General features: G+C 69.1%; 11 protein-coding genes. 5 read left to right on the top strand and 6 right to left on the bottom strand.

All coding sequences use genetic code 11. The features are described 5' to 3' along the window. The first annotated feature begins 21 nt into the window (after nucleotides 1-21). Entirely contained in the window at nucleotides 22-2,016 is a 1,995-nt protein-coding gene (locus tag AC6EUL_RS02580) for a methyl-accepting chemotaxis protein (RefSeq protein WP_499868700.1), read from the top strand. A gap of 62 nt (nucleotides 2,017-2,078) precedes the next feature. Here the strand turns inward: AC6EUL_RS02580 and AC6EUL_RS02575 are convergent, their stop codons facing one another. Both AC6EUL_RS02575 and AC6EUL_RS02570 read right to left on the bottom strand, forming a co-directional pair. Next, on the bottom strand, nucleotides 2,079-3,698 hold the full coding sequence (locus AC6EUL_RS02575; protein ID WP_499868698.1) for a multicopper oxidase family protein: 1,620 nt from the start codon (nucleotides 3,696-3,698) through the stop codon (nucleotides 2,079-2,081). Between the two features lie 466 nt (nucleotides 3,699-4,164). Then, nucleotides 4,165-5,172: a DUF2778 domain-containing protein gene (locus AC6EUL_RS02570; RefSeq protein WP_499868696.1), complete on the bottom strand. Its 1,008-nt coding sequence runs from the start codon at nucleotides 5,170-5,172 to the stop codon at nucleotides 4,165-4,167. A 543-nt stretch (nucleotides 5,173-5,715) separates the two neighbouring features. Between AC6EUL_RS02570 and AC6EUL_RS02565 the strand changes: the two genes are divergently transcribed. Continuing rightward, nucleotides 5,716-6,312 (top strand): AprI/Inh family metalloprotease inhibitor, encoded by a 597-nt coding sequence (locus AC6EUL_RS02565; RefSeq protein ID WP_056211151.1) that lies wholly within the window; start codon nucleotides 5,716-5,718, stop codon nucleotides 6,310-6,312. A 61-nt stretch (nucleotides 6,313-6,373) separates the two neighbouring features. Here the strand turns inward: AC6EUL_RS02565 and AC6EUL_RS02560 are convergent, their stop codons facing one another. Further along, on the bottom strand, nucleotides 6,374-7,657 hold the full coding sequence (locus AC6EUL_RS02560) for an outer membrane beta-barrel protein (RefSeq protein ID WP_499868694.1): 1,284 nt from the start codon (nucleotides 7,655-7,657) through the stop codon (nucleotides 6,374-6,376). 706 nt (nucleotides 7,658-8,363) lie between these two features. On the opposite strand from AC6EUL_RS02560, the gene AC6EUL_RS02555 reads away from it, so the two are divergent. After that, nucleotides 8,364-9,392 carry a KpsF/GutQ family sugar-phosphate isomerase gene (locus AC6EUL_RS02555; protein WP_499868692.1) on the top strand — a complete coding sequence of 343 codons (1,029 nt, stop codon included), beginning with the start codon at nucleotides 8,364-8,366 and terminating at the stop codon, nucleotides 9,390-9,392. A 4-nt stretch (nucleotides 9,393-9,396) separates the two neighbouring features. Here the strand turns inward: AC6EUL_RS02555 and AC6EUL_RS02550 are convergent, their stop codons facing one another. Further along, nucleotides 9,397-10,485: a glycosyltransferase family 61 protein gene (locus tag AC6EUL_RS02550; RefSeq protein ID WP_499868691.1), complete on the bottom strand. Its 1,089-nt coding sequence runs from the start codon at nucleotides 10,483-10,485 to the stop codon at nucleotides 9,397-9,399. Between the two features lie 161 nt (nucleotides 10,486-10,646). On the opposite strand from AC6EUL_RS02550, the gene mutL reads away from it, so the two are divergent. After that, nucleotides 10,647-12,548, top strand: a complete 1,902-nt coding sequence (mutL, locus tag AC6EUL_RS02545; RefSeq protein ID WP_499868890.1) for a DNA mismatch repair endonuclease MutL — start codon at nucleotides 10,647-10,649, stop codon at nucleotides 12,546-12,548. On the opposite strand, the gene AC6EUL_RS02540 is transcribed toward mutL, so the two are convergent. Beyond that, nucleotides 12,545-13,156 (bottom strand): FMN-dependent NADH-azoreductase, encoded by a 612-nt coding sequence (locus AC6EUL_RS02540; RefSeq protein WP_056211160.1) that lies wholly within the window; start codon nucleotides 13,154-13,156, stop codon nucleotides 12,545-12,547. The two genes, mutL and AC6EUL_RS02540, sit on opposite strands and share 4 nt — an antisense overlap. A gap of 76 nt (nucleotides 13,157-13,232) precedes the next feature. Here AC6EUL_RS02540 and AC6EUL_RS02535 point away from each other — a divergent pair, with 76 nt between their 5' ends. Further along, a complete protein-coding gene (locus AC6EUL_RS02535; protein ID WP_499868689.1) occupies nucleotides 13,233-13,628 on the top strand; it encodes a winged helix-turn-helix transcriptional regulator in 396 nt (131 codons plus the stop codon). A gap of 15 nt (nucleotides 13,629-13,643) precedes the next feature. On the opposite strand, the gene AC6EUL_RS02530 is transcribed toward AC6EUL_RS02535, so the two are convergent. Next, nucleotides 13,644-14,762: an SPL family radical SAM protein gene (locus AC6EUL_RS02530; RefSeq protein WP_499868687.1), complete on the bottom strand. Its 1,119-nt coding sequence runs from the start codon at nucleotides 14,760-14,762 to the stop codon at nucleotides 13,644-13,646. Nucleotides 14,763-14,838: the final 76 nt, after the last annotated feature.

Genomic DNA, 14,838 nt, shown 5'->3' with positions numbered 1-14,838 from the left:
CCTACTCAGCGAGACACTGCAATGAAGTTCGGTATTCGGACCCGCCTGTATGCCGGTTTCGGCACGCTGATGCTCCTCATCGCCGGCCTGGGCATCGCATCGCATTACCAGTTCGCCGAACTGTCCGGCCAGTACGAGAACCGCAACCGGATCGAGACGAACACCCGCGACATCTACACGATCACGGGCCTGACCGACCGGCTCATCGCCCAATCCTTCGCATACAGCGCCACGGCCAAGCCGGAGACCCTGGTCGACCTCGATCAGACCCGCCGGAGCATCGTCGAGATCGGCGACCGGGTGACGCGGAACACGGCCTCCGACGAGCGTCGGAAGGTCTACGCCCAATTGCCCGACGGGGGCCGGGACCTGGAGCAGGACGTCGTCCGCCTGGGAGCCAGCGGCGCCGCCCTGGCCGAGGCCCGCACCCGCCTGTTCGACGAGGGCAACGGCCTGACCCGCCTGAACCAGGCCATCCTCCAGGAGATCCGGGCCAACGGCAGCGTGTCGCACCTCATCCAGGCCCAGACCTACGACAGCGCGGTCCTGCTGACGCGGATGTCCGCCTGGCGTTTCCTGACGACCCTGGACCCCAAGGGTCCGACGATCTTCGCGGACTACGCCCAGACGGCCGTAGCCGCCGGCAGGGCGCTGCGGGCCCTCGATCCCGACCCGGCGTCCGCCGCGGCGATCACCCGCGGCGAGGCTGCGTTCGCCAGCTATATCGGCGCCTTCCAGGAGGCCGCCAAGGCCATGGAGGACAGCCGCCGCGATTTCGACGGCATCAAGACGAAGGTCGCCGCCATCGCGGCCGCCGGGGTCCAATCCCGCGCCGTCACCGAGGGGCGGATGAAGGCCGTCGCCGCGACCACCGAGGCGACCGTCGCCTTCGGCGAGCGCCTGCAGCAGGGCCTGATCGCCCTGGCGCTGATCCTGGGCGGCGGCATGGCCGTCCTGATCGCCCGCAGCCTGATCCGCCCGATCGCCGGGATGACCGAGGCCATGACCCGTCTGGCCGCCGGGGAAACGGCGGTCGTCGTGCCGTCGCAGGACGCCACGGACGAGATGGGCGCGATGGCCAAGGCCGTCGACGTCTTCCGCCGGAACGCCATCGCCCGCATCGAACTCGAGGCCCAGCAGGTCTCGGAGCGCTCCGCCCGTCAGCGCCGCGCCGACCGCGTCGACGAGTTGGTCAAGGGGTTCGAACGGACGATCGGCGCCGCCGTGGGGGTCGTCACCGCGGCCTCCACCGAACTCGACGCCACCGCCCGCTCCATGACGGGCGTGGCCGACGCGACGAGTCATCAGGCCCAGGCCTCCAGTGCGGCCGCCGAGCAGACCTCCGCGAACGTGCAGACGGTCGCCTCGGCGGCGGAGGAGATGGTGGCCTCCCTGCGCGAGATCGAGCGTCAGGTGAAGCAGTCGAACACGGTCGCGGCCGCGGCGACGCGGGAGGCCCAGGCGACCGACGTGGCCATGGCCAGCCTGTCGGCCGCCGCCGAGCAGATCGGCGAAGCCGTGACGATGATCTCCGGCATCGCGGGCCAGACCAACCTGCTGGCCCTGAACGCCACCATCGAGGCGGCGCGGGCCGGGGAGGCCGGACGCGGCTTCGCCGTCGTCGCCACGGAGGTCAAGGAACTGGCCGGCCAGACGGCGCGCGCCACGAACGAGATCGGCGGACACATCGCGGCGATCCAGCAGGCCACCGCCCAGGCCGTCACCGCGATCCGCCAGATCGGCCAGACCATCGGGTCGGTCAACAGCATCACGGAAACGATCGCCGCGACCGTGATCGAGCAGACGGCGGCAACCGGAGAAATCTCGCGCAACGCCATCGAGGCCGCCCACGGGACGGAGGACGTCTCGGCGAACGTGGCCCGGGTGCTGGCCTCGGCCGGCGAGACCGGCAGCGCCGCCCAGCAGGTGATGATGGCGGCCGGGGAACTCTCGACCCAGGCCGTGGCCGTCCAGCGCGAGGTCGAGACCTTCCTCGACGCCATCCGGGCCGCCTGACCTCGGCCCGGCGCCGGCTGCGCGACGGTCCGTCCCGCAGCCGCGCCGGCATCCGGCCCGGCTCAGGCCCGGACGTCGAGCGTTCCCATCATGCCGAGATCCTCGTGTTCGAGGATGTGGCAGTGGTACATGCGCGGCCCCGCCATGTCCTGGCGCAGGCGGATGCGGACCGTCTCGCCGGCCGCCACGTTGACGGTGTCCTTCCAGGACCGGAATTCCGGCGTCCGGACCGCGCCGCCCTTCGCGATGTCCACGATCTGGAACTGGGTCCCGTGGACGTGGAACGGATGGTCCATGTCCGACTCGTTGACGATGCTCCAGGATTCGACCTGGCCGACCTTCGAGACCTCGTCGATGCGGCCCAGGTCGAATCTCCGGCCGTTGATCAGGAATCGCATCGCCATGCCGCCGGACGGCGCGGCCGATGCGGGTCCGGGCGGCGCCGTCGCGCCCCGGTCCATACCCGCCATGCCGTCCATACCCGCCATGCCTCCCATGCCCGCCATGCCTCCCATACCGGCCATGCCCTTCGAGCCATCCCGGCCGCTGCCCTGCGTCATGGCTTCCGTGAAGACGAAGCGCCGGGAGACGACCGGCTCGCCGAGCGGTGCGATCCGGTTCAAGACCGGCGGCAGGGGCGGGGAGGCGGCGGCCGGCTGGCCCGACACCCGGGCCGTCAGCAGGACGAGGCCGGCCTCCTTCGGCTCACCCGGCCCCATCCAGCCCCGCGCATAGGGGCGCGTCGTCAGCCGGGCCTCCCCGGGCCGGTCGAAGGTGACGATGAGTTCCACGCGCTCGCCCGGCGTGATCAGCACGGCGTCGACCGGAACCGGCGTCTCCACCAAGCCGCCATCGGTGCCGACGAGGAGCATGCGCGCGCCCTCGAAGCCGAGGCGCAGGAACCGGGCATTCGTCGCGTTGACGAGGCGGATGCGGCGCTTCTCCCCCGGCGCTACGGACAGGACCGGGTTCTTCTGCCCGTTGACCAGCACATGGTCGCCGACGCGTCCGTTCATGGCGTCGGCCATGGTGCTCCGGGGCATCGTTCCATCGGCGGCGATCCGCAGATCGGTGAGCATCAGGACGGTGTCGCCGTAGGCGGCCGGAATGGGATCGACCTTCGGCTTGACGAGGAACAGGCCCGCCAAGCCGCGATAGACCTGCTCGGCAGTGAAGCCGTGCGGGTGCGGGTGAAACCAGTAGGTCGCCGCGCTGCCCTCGGGGAGATCGAAGGCGTAGACGCGCTCGTCCCCCGGCGCGACCGGGTTCATCGGGTTGCCGTCCTGATCGGACGGGACCGGCATCCCGTGCCAGTGGATCGTGGAGGGCTGTCCCGGAACGCCGTTCCGGAACCGGATCGCGATCCGGTCGCCCTCCGTCGCCTCGATCACGGGCTGGACGCCGTTGTAGAGCAGCACCGGCGTCTCGAGACCCTCCGCGTAGCGCACGACGCCCGGGCCGGCCGTGATCGTCGCGCTAAAGCGGCCGGGAACGGTGGACTGGTTCGGCAGGCGCGGCAGGTCGCGCAGCGGTTGCCCCTGGGGCAGGACGGGCGCCGCCGGCGTCGGGGCGCGAAGTGCACCCTGGCCCGCCATCGTGCCCATGTCGTGCCGCATCTGCGCCGACGCGGGCCGGGACCCGATGAACCCGGCGAGACCCGCCACGAATGTACGCCGCCGCATCCTCAGCCTCTGCCCGGTTCATTCGACCAATCCATCAATCGCCTTATCAGGAATTCATCGGCCAACACCATCCCGAAAGCAGCATTTGTTGTATATTTTACAGTATTGACGCGACAGTAATGCGCAAGTCTTCGTCATGGTGTCGTTGCGCGCACGGCGAAGCCCCTTCCCAGCCATGACGCCGCGGCGACGCGCAGACGTCCCGCCGAGCGTCGTCGGCGTGTCGTACCGATCCCGAACACCGACGAGACCCTGGACCCCATCGAGGGCGGGCGCGCCGGCCGACGCGCGAAGACACGCGAACAGCACGCGAAACGCGCCGAATGCAGATGAGTCCTGGGACAGATCTTTCCACGCGGTCTCAGCCGGGACCGCGACGCACGGCCTCCGCGAAGGGATCTCGAGGGCGCCGATGCGCCCGACGCGATCCCGGACCGCAGCCCCGTGACGAGTGGCCGTGAGGCCCCTAGCCGCCCGCGACCACGACGAGGCGCTGGACCTCGCCGCGCAGGTACGCCTGCAGGAACTTGTCGTAGTCGCGGAACGAGACGCAGCCGTTCGAAGCGCCGCTCGCACCCAGCATGTAGGTGTGCGCGAGGAGGCCGACCCGGCCGTGGATGGCCTCCGGGCCTCCGACGGGGCTGAGACGCAGGGCGCGGACGCCGTGGAACGGCTGCTCGCGCTCGCGGATGTCGTAGGTGCCGAGGGGGGTCGGCCCCCTCATCCGCACATGCGTGTGGCCGGGATTGTCCATGCTCTCGCCCAGCCCCGAATGCGCCTCGAGCTTCTCCCCGTTCGGGAGGGTCACGACCTTGGCGCGGATATCGTAGACCGCGACGCCGCCGGTCGGGCTGGTCGGCACGGCGCTGAGGGCGCGCCGGAAGACGTCGTCGACGGGTTTGGTCTCCAGGGCCGCGTAGGCGAGCCGCGGCGGCTCGGAACTCTCGACGCCGAAGAGCTTCTCGATGAAGGAGCGGGTGTCCTCCGGGGGCGGCGCCGCGCTGGCGGTCCGGGCGGGCGCCGCGCGGGTCGACCGTGCGGAGAGGCGCCCGGCGCGAAATTCCGGGGGCCGCGGCACCGGCAGCGGCACCCACCGCGCCACGAGGGGCGGCTGGGCCGTGGCCGGCTCCGCCATAGCCGTGGGCGCGGTCTCGGGCGCGGCCTCGGGGGTTGCTGTCGTGGCTTCGGCGACGCCCGCGGGCGCAGGGACTTCGGGTGCCACGGGCGCCGGGACTTCGGGCGCCGGGTCGGCGGACGTCGCGGCGGCGGAGTCGGCAGACCTGTCGGCACCGACCGGGGCCGCTGCCGGCGGGTCCACCGGCGTGACGGCGGCGAGGGTCGGGATCGCGGCCGGCGGACGGGACCAGGCGACGAAACCCGCGATACCGCCGCCGAGGAGGAGGGCCGCGAGGCCCAGGCCTCGGGCGGCGCGACCGGGTCGGGTCGACATGGAACGCTCGGCAGCTTCCGCCATGGTCGGCTCCATCTCCTGCATGGGCCGGCGCACGTGCCGGGCCTTCGGTCCGGCCCCAGGGCGCGGATGACGGGCGCGCGACTTGCGTCGTCCGTCACGGGGCTATCCGACCCGGTCGACTCGGCGTTTCTGAGGCGGGATTGTGCCGAAACTGGACACATGCTTGTATCCGGCGCGCCTTTATTCGCGGAATCTGCCGAACCTCCGTCGCAAGACTGCCGATCCTGTGTCGCCACACTTTCGTCCGGAATGCGAGACCAAGCGCGATTCGTCGATCCTCGCGCCGGGGTCGGATCCCGCTCGGCCCCTCGTCCTGGCGGAACGCCGGCGAATGCCCACGCGGCAGGCCGGCGCGACGGAGCCGGGGGTCGGCCCCATCCCCTGAGGCACGAACGCCACACCCGCCGCGAAAGATCGAGCGGTCCCGGCAAATCCCTTACCGCCCGCGCCCGGCGCCTTGCCGCCAGCGCAATTGCCGGTGACGCAGGCCGAAACGAAGAGCCCCCGGGCTCCCCACCCGCACCTGCTCGGAACATGACATCGATGCCGCGTTCGCTCCTGTCGACAGCCGCCGTCCTCGCGCTCGCCGCCAGCCTCGGCGCCTGTGCCTCCCAGCGCCTCGAGGGTCCCACGCGCGGCCGGATCGCCCCCGGCCCCCAGGCGGCCCTGGAGCCGGTCGTCCCCGCCATGCCGTCCGGCCCGGTCACCTCGGAGCCGCTGGCCCCGCCGCCGGGCGCCACCGCCGCCCCGGCGGACCTGCCGCCCCCGGTGGGCGCCACCGTGGCCGTCGCCCCCTCGACCCCGGTGATCGCCCCGGAGGCGCCCCCCGTCGCCCCGGCTCCGCCGCCGGTCGTGGCGGGCGGCCGCTCGTCCGTCGTCGGCACCTGGAATGCCAAGGACGCCACCGGCGCGAGCTGCAAGGTCTCCCTGTCGAGCGCTCCGGCCCTGGACCTCTACAAGGCCAGCGCCTCCGGCTGCCCGAACAAGGACCTCTCCAAGGTCACCGCCTGGGATTACCGCGACGGCGAGGTCTACCTCTACCAGCCCGGCGGCACCGTCGCGGCCCGGCTGCGTCAGGGTGGCGGGGCCCTCGACGGCGCGCTGTCGAAATCCGGCGCGTCGCTGGCGATGGTGCGCTGAAACCCGCGCGACCTCGACACGACCCTCTTGGTATACCGCGACGAAAAAGCGGGTCCGCGCGTCACGGATTGACGCGCAGGCCGAGCAGGAACGTGTTCGCGTGGAAGCTCGAACCGGACGAGGTGCTGTCGAGGCGCTGGTAGATGTAGCTCCCGCGCATCGCCAGCCAGCGGTTGAAGCGATAGTCGATCCGCGCCGTCGCCGAGAATCCGCGCTCGGTGATGTTCACCCGGTCATAGTCGTTCGACAGGTAGCTGATGCCGCCGGTCAGCGAGAGATTGCGCAGGAGATCGTGCTGGACTTCCAGCGTCGCGGTTTGTGTCAGGACACCGCTCGAACCAGGCACCGACGTCTCGACGATGCCCGTCGCTCCATTCAGGCGGACCGTGGTGAGCGGACTCGCGCTCCAGATCAGCGCCGCGGTGATGACGGGCGCCGTCAGATCGCGCAGGGCCGGGTCGACATAGCTGCGGTGCTGAAGTCCCGCCGAGATTTCCCCGGTGACGAAGCGGGTCAGGGCAAAGGATGCGCCGCCCGAGAGCGTGATGCCATCGGAATCGCGCCGTATTCCCGAGGAGTCGACGCGCAGATCGTAGACGCGCGTGTCAGCCAGGACATCGACGAAGGGCGTGATGACGGGCGAGATCTCGTATCCGGCCCGAAGTTGCAGGCCATACTGGTTCAGGTTGCGATCGCTCTGGCGCAGGATGGTGCCATCCGAGAGCTGCGCATCCTCGAACTCCGAGCGGTCGAGCAACCCCCGCAGCGAAACCTGGACCCGGTTGAAGCGCTCGGAGACGCCGACCGTCGTGCCATAGCTCGCGATCAGCGGCCGGGTCGCCGTCGCGGCCGCCAGGTCCGGCGTGCCAGTGCGTTGTGTTTCCAGGAGAAATCGGCCTTCGACCTCGATCCGCGTGTCGCGGTTCGCGTCGATCCGCAGCCGCGTCACGCCGGCTCCGTTCGGCCGGCTGGCCCCCTGATTGTCCGGATAATCGACGTAGCCCCCCCGCAGGTCGCCGGTGAGCTCGCTCGACGACCAGTCGCTCCGGAAGCTCAATTCGCCATCGGTCCGCAGCGCCAGCGACGGCTTGGCCAGCCGATTCGTGATCTGGTCGGGGTTGGTGTCATAGCCGATGCTCTGCTGGATCGCAGGCAGGATCGTGAAGGTGCCGACCTTGATCCCGAGCGGCGCGTAGGCCTCGTCGATGGTGATCGGCCGCCGAAGGGCCGTCGAGAGAAAGAAGCCCGGCGTCTGGACACCCGCGAGCGGCAGCACCGTCGGCAACGGAACGCCGCTCACGGCACTGCGCACCACCGGCGTGAGACGCAGATCGTAAGGCGGCACTTGCGTGATCGATCGGACCGGCCGGACCGTCGCGCTCCCGAAGCGGCGCGGCGGGATCGCCCTGAGCCGCAGGAGATTCGTCAGTCCGCGATTGTTGGGCCCATTCGTCCCGCCGGAGGCGAGGGCGCTGCCGGATCGGCTTCCGGCCAGCGCACGGGTGGCCAGTCCTCCGCTGCCTGACGTCTCTCCGCCGGTCGCAGAGCCGTTGCTGTTCAGAACCCCGCTGCCCGAGACGGCACTGCCCCGCAGGCCCGCGCCCAGCGGCAGGACGTCGCCCACGGCCGGCGCTCCGAAGGTACTATCGGGCGCACCGGAGGGAAGCGCCTGAGCCCAGGCAAGGGACGGAAGCGTGAGGGCAGCGATCAGGGCAAAGCCACGAAGACCTTGGCTCTGCCATCCTGCGATCGGCCCTGCGCATGTCACGGATCGACGTCTTTCCGCTGACCTTGACGCCGAAGACGGCGCTTCGAGACCTGGACCGCCTGCGGATGCGCGAGACGGACGACGCCAGACCGCCTTTCAAGGGAAGACGCCCCGACCTCATGGTTAACAGGCCTACAACCGGCACGGTTAATGGGGCGTCAACGCGGAGCGGGACACATCGGCCAAAGCCAAGGGGTCGCCATCCGACCACAATCGCTGTCCATAGGCGGACGACCGTGGCGCCGCACGCGCACGCGATCTCACGAGAAGGATACGGGCCAGTATGGCTCCAGCAGACAGCGCCCAGGCCTTGCGCCCCGCCTCGATCCCCGCGGATTCGACGCTCTCGCCGGCGGTCGCCTCCGCCCTGCGGACGATCGAGACCGAACGCGACGGGCTCGCCTGCTTGATGGAGTCCATCGGCAATGGGCTCGGCGCGGCGTTCACCGATGCGGTGTCGCGCATCGCCCGCGCCAAGGGACGCGCCATCCTCACGGGCATGGGCAAATCGGGCCATATCGGTCGCAAGATCGCTGCGACGCTGGCCTCGACCGGGACGCCCGCCCTGTACGTTCACCCCGCCGAGGCCAGCCACGGCGATCTGGGCATGATACAGCCCGAAGACGTCGTGGTGGCGCTATCCTGGTCGGGCGAGACGACGGAGCTGGCCGACATCATCGGTTATGCCCGTCGCTACCGCGTCGGCCTGATCGCCATCACATCCAACAGTTCATCGACCCTGGGCCGCGAAGCCGACATCTGCCTGACCCTCCCAAAGGCGCGCGAGGCCTGTCCGAATGGCTTGGCCCCGACGACGTCCACGGCGATGCAGCTCGCCCTCGGCGATGCGCTCTCCATTGCGCTCCTCGAAGCACGCGGCTTCTCCGCGCGGGAATTCAGCATCTATCACCCGGGCGGTCGCCTCGGCGCGTCGCTGCGTCAGGTTCGCGAGGTGATGCATACCGGATCCCAGCTGCCGGTGGTCCCACGCGGGACGCCTATGCGCGCGGCCATCGCCGAGATCGATGCGAAGGGGTTCGGCTCGGTGGTCGTGGTGGACGCCGAGGGACGCCTCGCGGGGATCCTCACGGACGGCGATCTGCGCCGCAACGTCTTCCGCACCGATCTCGATAGCCTCGCGGTGGAGGCGCTGATGAGCGGCAAGCCACGGACGGTCGCCCCCGAAACGTTGCTCGCGAAGGCCCTGGAAATTCAGGAATCGATGAAGATCACGGCGCTGATCGTCGTCGAGGACGATCGCCCGGTCGGGCTCGTGCACTACCACGATCTGCTCCGCTCAGGCGTCGCCTGAGCCTTCAGAGGCGGCGCTCGAGCCAGCGCTGGACCGGTTTCCAGCCCGGGATCCACTTGGATCGCCATCGCGCCGCGTCCTCGGCGGCATCGCGGGCCTCGAGGCTGTCGAAGGCATGCGCGCGCTCCAGCATCTCGGCCGCGACCGCTAGTGGGTCCGGGATCGACCACCCGAAATGAAAGCCGGGCTCCTCTTCGATCATGCTCCCCGGAACGAAGTAGTACCGCGCCTGCGTGCCATTGAGCGCATCGAGCAGGGGATAGTTGGCGTGGACCGGAGGCGTCCAGTTCAACGCGAGGATCCGGCGGTTCGGCGCCGCGAAGACGGCCGTGTGAAACGCCGAGCCTGCCGTTCCAAGAACCATTTTCCGTTCCGAAAGCAGACGAACCAACTCAGGAAACCGCAGGGTCTCCGGGAAAACGATGTCCACCCCCTGCCGCGCCAGACGCTCGCACAGCACATCCTCGTTGCGCAGGCGCGAGATCCCCGATGCCAATCTTGCTTTCGACAGGTAGACCGGCCGCGTTTCCCGATCGACAGCGACTGGGTCGTAGAACGCCTCGCCGGTATAGTGCGTGAGCGTGCCGTAGATCGCATGGGTGAAGTCCTGCTCCTTTACGCTCGGCTCCGGAACCAGCAGCTTCGGGATCCGCGTCACGTTCTGGAAGGTCACGAGGTCTGCGATGGTCAGATCGAAGCGGGCGAGAATGTCGGCGAGGAACGGTAGCGTCGCCCATTTCGCGTGCAGCGCATCCAGAGGTCCTTCAGCGTAGCAGAGGAGGCGTGGCTTCGGTCCCCTCCAGGTGAGGAGTGGCCAGAGGCGCGCGAAGGTGCCGAGGAGGAAATGGCCGTAATGGGTGATCAGCGGACCGATGAAGAGAGTCGGGCGATCGTCCGCCTCGTCCACGACGTCCGTCAGCATGGGATTGGCGCCAAATTCGATGATGGTGCCATCAGCATCGCACAGCGCCCAACTCCCGTCCGGGGTCGCCGGCTGATACACGGCGTTGGTCACCGCACGCAGTCCCGGAAGTGTATCGCGCTGTTCGATCCGTCCCCATACGGTGCGGCAGCGCTGCAGCTTGGCCTTCACGCGCGGACAAGCCCCTCGAAAGAGAACCGTAAGATCTTCATACCGTCGACCTTGTCGTCACCCTCGTGAGCGTGCGTCGAATCGGCAGCGGGTGTGGCACGAACCAACGTTTCCATCCTGGCCTTTCGGCTGTGTCCGAGGGCACCTATAGTTTCCTCCGCATGCCCACGCCACCTCGCCCCGTCCGTCGCCTCGATCCGATCCTCGTCGACCGTATCGCTGCGGGCGAGGTCGTTGAGCGGCCTGCCTCAGCGGTCAAGGAACTCGTCGAGAACGCGATCGATGCTGGCGCACGCAGTATCGAGGTCACGATCGAAGGAGGCGGCCGACGCTTGATCCGCGTGGTCGATGACGGCGCGGGCATGGATGCGGATGATCTTGCGCTCGCCGTAGAGCGACACGCCACCTCGAAGCTTCCAGGGGGAGACCTTACCCGCATCGAAACGCTGGGCTTTCGTGGCGAGGCCCTACCCTCCATCGGCGCGGTCGCGCGCCTGACTCTTACCAGTCGCACGGCCAAGGCCGAAACGGGTGTCACCCTTACGGTCGATGCGGGCATCAAGGGCGAAGTCCGCCCGGCACCGAGCGCGCGCGGCACGCGCATTGAGGTGTCCGATCTGTTCGCGGCCACGCCTGCGCGACTGAAATTCCTGAAGTCCGACCGGGCCGAAACGGCGGCGATCGGCGACATCCTGCGCCGCCTCGCGGTGGCGCAGCCCGAAATCCGACTTGTCCTGCGATCGGAGAGTGGGACGCCGCTCATCTTCGCGGCCGAGACAGAAACGGGTTCTTCCGCAACCCTTCGGCGCCTGACTGGGATCTTCGGCACCGACTTCGGATCGAATTCGCTAGCCCTCGACATGGCCCGCGAGGGCTTCGCGCTTGCGGGTCATATCGGCCTGCCGAGCTTCCATCGGGGCGCTGCCAGCCAGATCCACTTCACCGTCAATGGCCGGCCGGTCCGTGACCGCCTACTGCTCGGCGCAGTCCGGGGCGCCTACGCCGATTCCATGAGTTCCGACCGCCACCCGGTTCTCGCGCTGGCGATCCTGTGCGATCCGTCGCTGGTGGACGTGAACGTGCATCCGGCCAAGACCGAAGTCCGCTTTCGCGATCCCGGCCTGATCCGGAGCCTGATCGTCAGTGCGATCCACGAGACCCTCCGTCAAGCCGGCCTGCGCGGCTCCACCACGGGCGCTGCCCGCACGTTGGACGCCTTGCGGCCGACCGGTCTCGCCGTTCATTCGGGCACCAGTACCTATCCGATCCCCTCACTGAACCGACCGGGCTCGGTGCCGTCCATTGCTGCGCCCTATCCCTACCGCCAGGCGGTTCCGCGCTCGCCGGCGCTCGCCGGATTGGCCGAGGCGCCCCAGGCCCGCTTCGCGCATGATTTCGCCCCCCCGGCGGCGGATCTGCGCCCAGGGGTGGAGCCAGCGGACGAACAGGCGCACCCCCTTGGAGCGGCGCGGGCTCAGTTGCACGAGACCTACATCGTCGCCCAGACGGCCGATGGTCTTGTCCTCGTCGATCAGCATGCCGCCCACGAGCGCCTGGTCTATGAACGGCTGAAACGCGAACGCGCACGGGGCGGCATTGCCCGTCAGGGCCTGTTGATTCCCGACGTGGTGGAGATGGCTCCCGGCGAGGCGGAGCGCCTCGTCGCCGCGGCCCCCGATCTCGACCGCCTGGGCCTCACGCTCGAGCCGTTCGGCTCGGGCGCCGTCCTCGTGCGGGAGGTACCGGCCGCTCTCGCCGGCGCCTCGATCCGAACCCTCGTCACCGATATCCTCGATGCGCTCAGCCAGAGTGGTCTCGAAGACGAAAGCCCCGATAGCACCGATGCGGGTGCAGGCCCCCTCGGCCGACGCCTGGACGCGATCCTGTCGCGGATGAGTTGCCACGGCTCGATCCGAGCGGGCCGGCGCCTGCACCCAGAGGAAATGAACGCGCTCCTGCGCGAGATGGAAGCGACGCCGCTCGCCGGCACCTGCAACCATGGCCGCCCGACCTTCGTGGAGCTGAAGCTCCACGACATCGAGCGGCTCTTCGGACGGCGCTAGGCCGCCGGCAGGTCGGAGGCGGCCTTCAGAGCACCGTCGAGGGCCTTCTGGCGGGCGTCCGGACCGAGTGCGATGCCCTCGGCGACGATGATCTCCGGGTTCGTGATGCCGATGAAACCCAGAACCACGCGCAGGTAGGTCTCGGCATGCTCCGCCGCCGCGTTCGGTGTTCCCGCTCCGTAAAGACCGCCCCGAGCAACGGCTACGATGACCCGCTTCTGCGGAACGAGGCCGACGGCGCCGCTCTCGGTGTACTTGAAGGTCTGGCCCGCCACGAGGATACGATCGATCCAGGCCTTCAGCTGCGACGAGATCGTGAAGTTGTACAGAGGCGCGCCGATCACCACGATGTCGGCGGCGAGGAATTCGGCAAGGACGGAACGGCCGAGCTCGACGTCGTGCTGGATATCAGGGGTGTTCGTCGCGTTCGGCTGGTGGCCTGCCAGGTAGGCACCCGAGAGGTGCGGAATCGGCGTCGCGGCGAGATCGCGGTAGGTGACGTCGAGGCCCGGTGTCGCCGCCGTCAGATGCGTGACGATCGCAGCCGAAACCGCGCGGCTGACCGAATGGTCCCCCAGAATGCTTCCGTCGACGTGCAGGAGTTTCATCTTCGATCCCCGGTATCAGAAGTGTACCGAGGCGGTATAGAGAACCAGATGCGCTCCCGCGCAAGGAGGCACATTCGTGGAACTGGGGCACAACGAGGGAACCGCGACGACCGCACAGCACAACCCGGGCGATTGCCGGGTCGTCGGCACAGTCCTGTCGCGGATCGGCGACAAGTGGTCGATCCTCGTGGTGATGATGCTGACGGAAGGGCCGCGGCGCTTCAACGAATTGAAGCGCCTGGTCGGGGGCGTCTCGCAGCGGATGCTGACCTTCACCCTCCGGGGCCTCGAGCGCGACGGCTTGGTCTCACGGACCGTGTATCCTACTGTTCCGCCCCGGGTGGAGTATGAACTTACGGATCTCGGGCGATCCCTGCAGGTCCCCGTTCAGGCCCTGGGGGCCTGGGCATTCTCGAATCTTCCGGCGATCCAGGAGGCACGAAGTCGCTTCGATGAAGGCCGACCAAATTGAAGGCAGGATATTATCTCACGTCCAGTAAAGGATACGAGCCGGCAAGGTGCGCTGGATCTCTCCCGTCAGCCAAGAACGCATGGACTGCATCAGATCTCGCGGAAAGACGTACTTCACCGATCCGAATTTCGTCAGCTTGCGACTTCGTTCCGTCTCCGTCATCGGAAGATCCGAACCGGGATACCACCCTTGCAGAACGCTCTTCGAACCGGGCGTGAAGCGATGGGTGATGAGTTCAACGGTGAGATCGATGCCCTTCACGCCCGACAGCGCCGCGGCGACATCCCGTATCAAGCCGGCATAGGCGTCCTGCCAGTTCGGGACCGGCAGGATCGGCGCGATGGTGAGGCCGACCGGATAGCCAACCTCCGCGACCTCCCGGAGGGCCGCCAGGCGCGCATCCAAACTCGCCGTTCCCCCCTCGTAGCGAGCGGCCGAGCGCGCATTCACGGAGAACCGGATGCGGGTACGCCGGTTGTGGGCAAGGCCGAGCAAGGGCTGGACGGCCGCGAACTTGGTGGTGAAGCGAAGTTGGACCGGTGCGTCCCAGGCGCCGAAGCGGGTGATGGCGGCCGAGAGCGAGCCGGTGAGATGTTCGATGCCGAGGGGATCGGTGTAGCACGAGGCCTCGAAGGTGGTGCCTTCCTGGGCGCGGTCAGCCTGGGTCGAGGTGATGGCGCCCTGGCCGAGATAGGCCGGCAGGTTGTCGAGGATCGCGTCGAGGTTCGCGTAGGCCCGCGTCACCGGGGGGCCCGAGAGAGAGCCCGCCAGGTAGCAGTACTGGCAATGGGCCGGGCAGCCCTCGGCGAGGTCGAAGCGCCAGTCGGCGCTCGGGGGAATCGGCTGGAGTTTCAGCTTGGTCGGTGGGGCGACGACGATGGCGAGGGTCGCCTTCGCCTCGCGATACGCGATCCGTGGGTCCAGATTTCGTAAGCCCGTCAGACGGTTGGCAGCCAAGCGCTCGACCGGTAACCCGAGGGCCTCGGCGCGAGCCACCATCGCGCGGCCGTGCGCGTGCTCCAGGGCGGCCGGGGTGACGAGGACGCGGCGCGGTCGCCAGAGGCGGGACGGGCGCGGGTCGGAGGCGACCGGATCGATCTCGGCGGCGTCGGTTCGGGGTTCGGCGAGGACCATACCGGAGGAACGCGCCCGGGTGCCGCGGGGGTCCGCCGCGCGCGCGTCGGTCGCGCCGGTATACCACGCAGCTCGC

Source organism: Methylobacterium sp. 001424705 (assembly GCF_059816145.1).
Note: the sequence above shows the minus strand (reverse complement) of the source record. Positions and strands in the feature narration are given on the sequence as shown.

Bases quoted from the DNA above. Each gene is read 5' to 3' on its own strand.
- AC6EUL_RS02580 (WP_499868700.1), top strand. From the start codon at position 22: ATGAAGTTCGGTATTCGGACCCGCCTGTATGCCGGTTTCGGCACGCTG.
- AC6EUL_RS02575 (WP_499868698.1), bottom strand. From the start codon at position 3,698: ATGCGGCGGCGTACATTCGTGGCGGGTCTCGCCGGGTTCATCGGGTCC.
- AC6EUL_RS02570 (WP_499868696.1), bottom strand. From the start codon at position 5,172: ATGGCGGAAGCTGCCGAGCGTTCCATGTCGACCCGACCCGGTCGCGCC.
- AC6EUL_RS02565 (WP_056211151.1), top strand. From the start codon at position 5,716: ATGCCGCGTTCGCTCCTGTCGACAGCCGCCGTCCTCGCGCTCGCCGCC.
- AC6EUL_RS02555 (WP_499868692.1), top strand. From the start codon at position 8,364: ATGGCTCCAGCAGACAGCGCCCAGGCCTTGCGCCCCGCCTCGATCCCC.
- mutL (WP_499868890.1), top strand. From the start codon at position 10,647: ATGCCCACGCCACCTCGCCCCGTCCGTCGCCTCGATCCGATCCTCGTC.
- AC6EUL_RS02540 (WP_056211160.1), bottom strand. From the start codon at position 13,156: ATGAAACTCCTGCACGTCGACGGAAGCATTCTGGGGGACCATTCGGTC.
- AC6EUL_RS02530 (WP_499868687.1), bottom strand. From the start codon at position 14,762: ATGGTCCTCGCCGAACCCCGAACCGACGCCGCCGAGATCGATCCGGTC.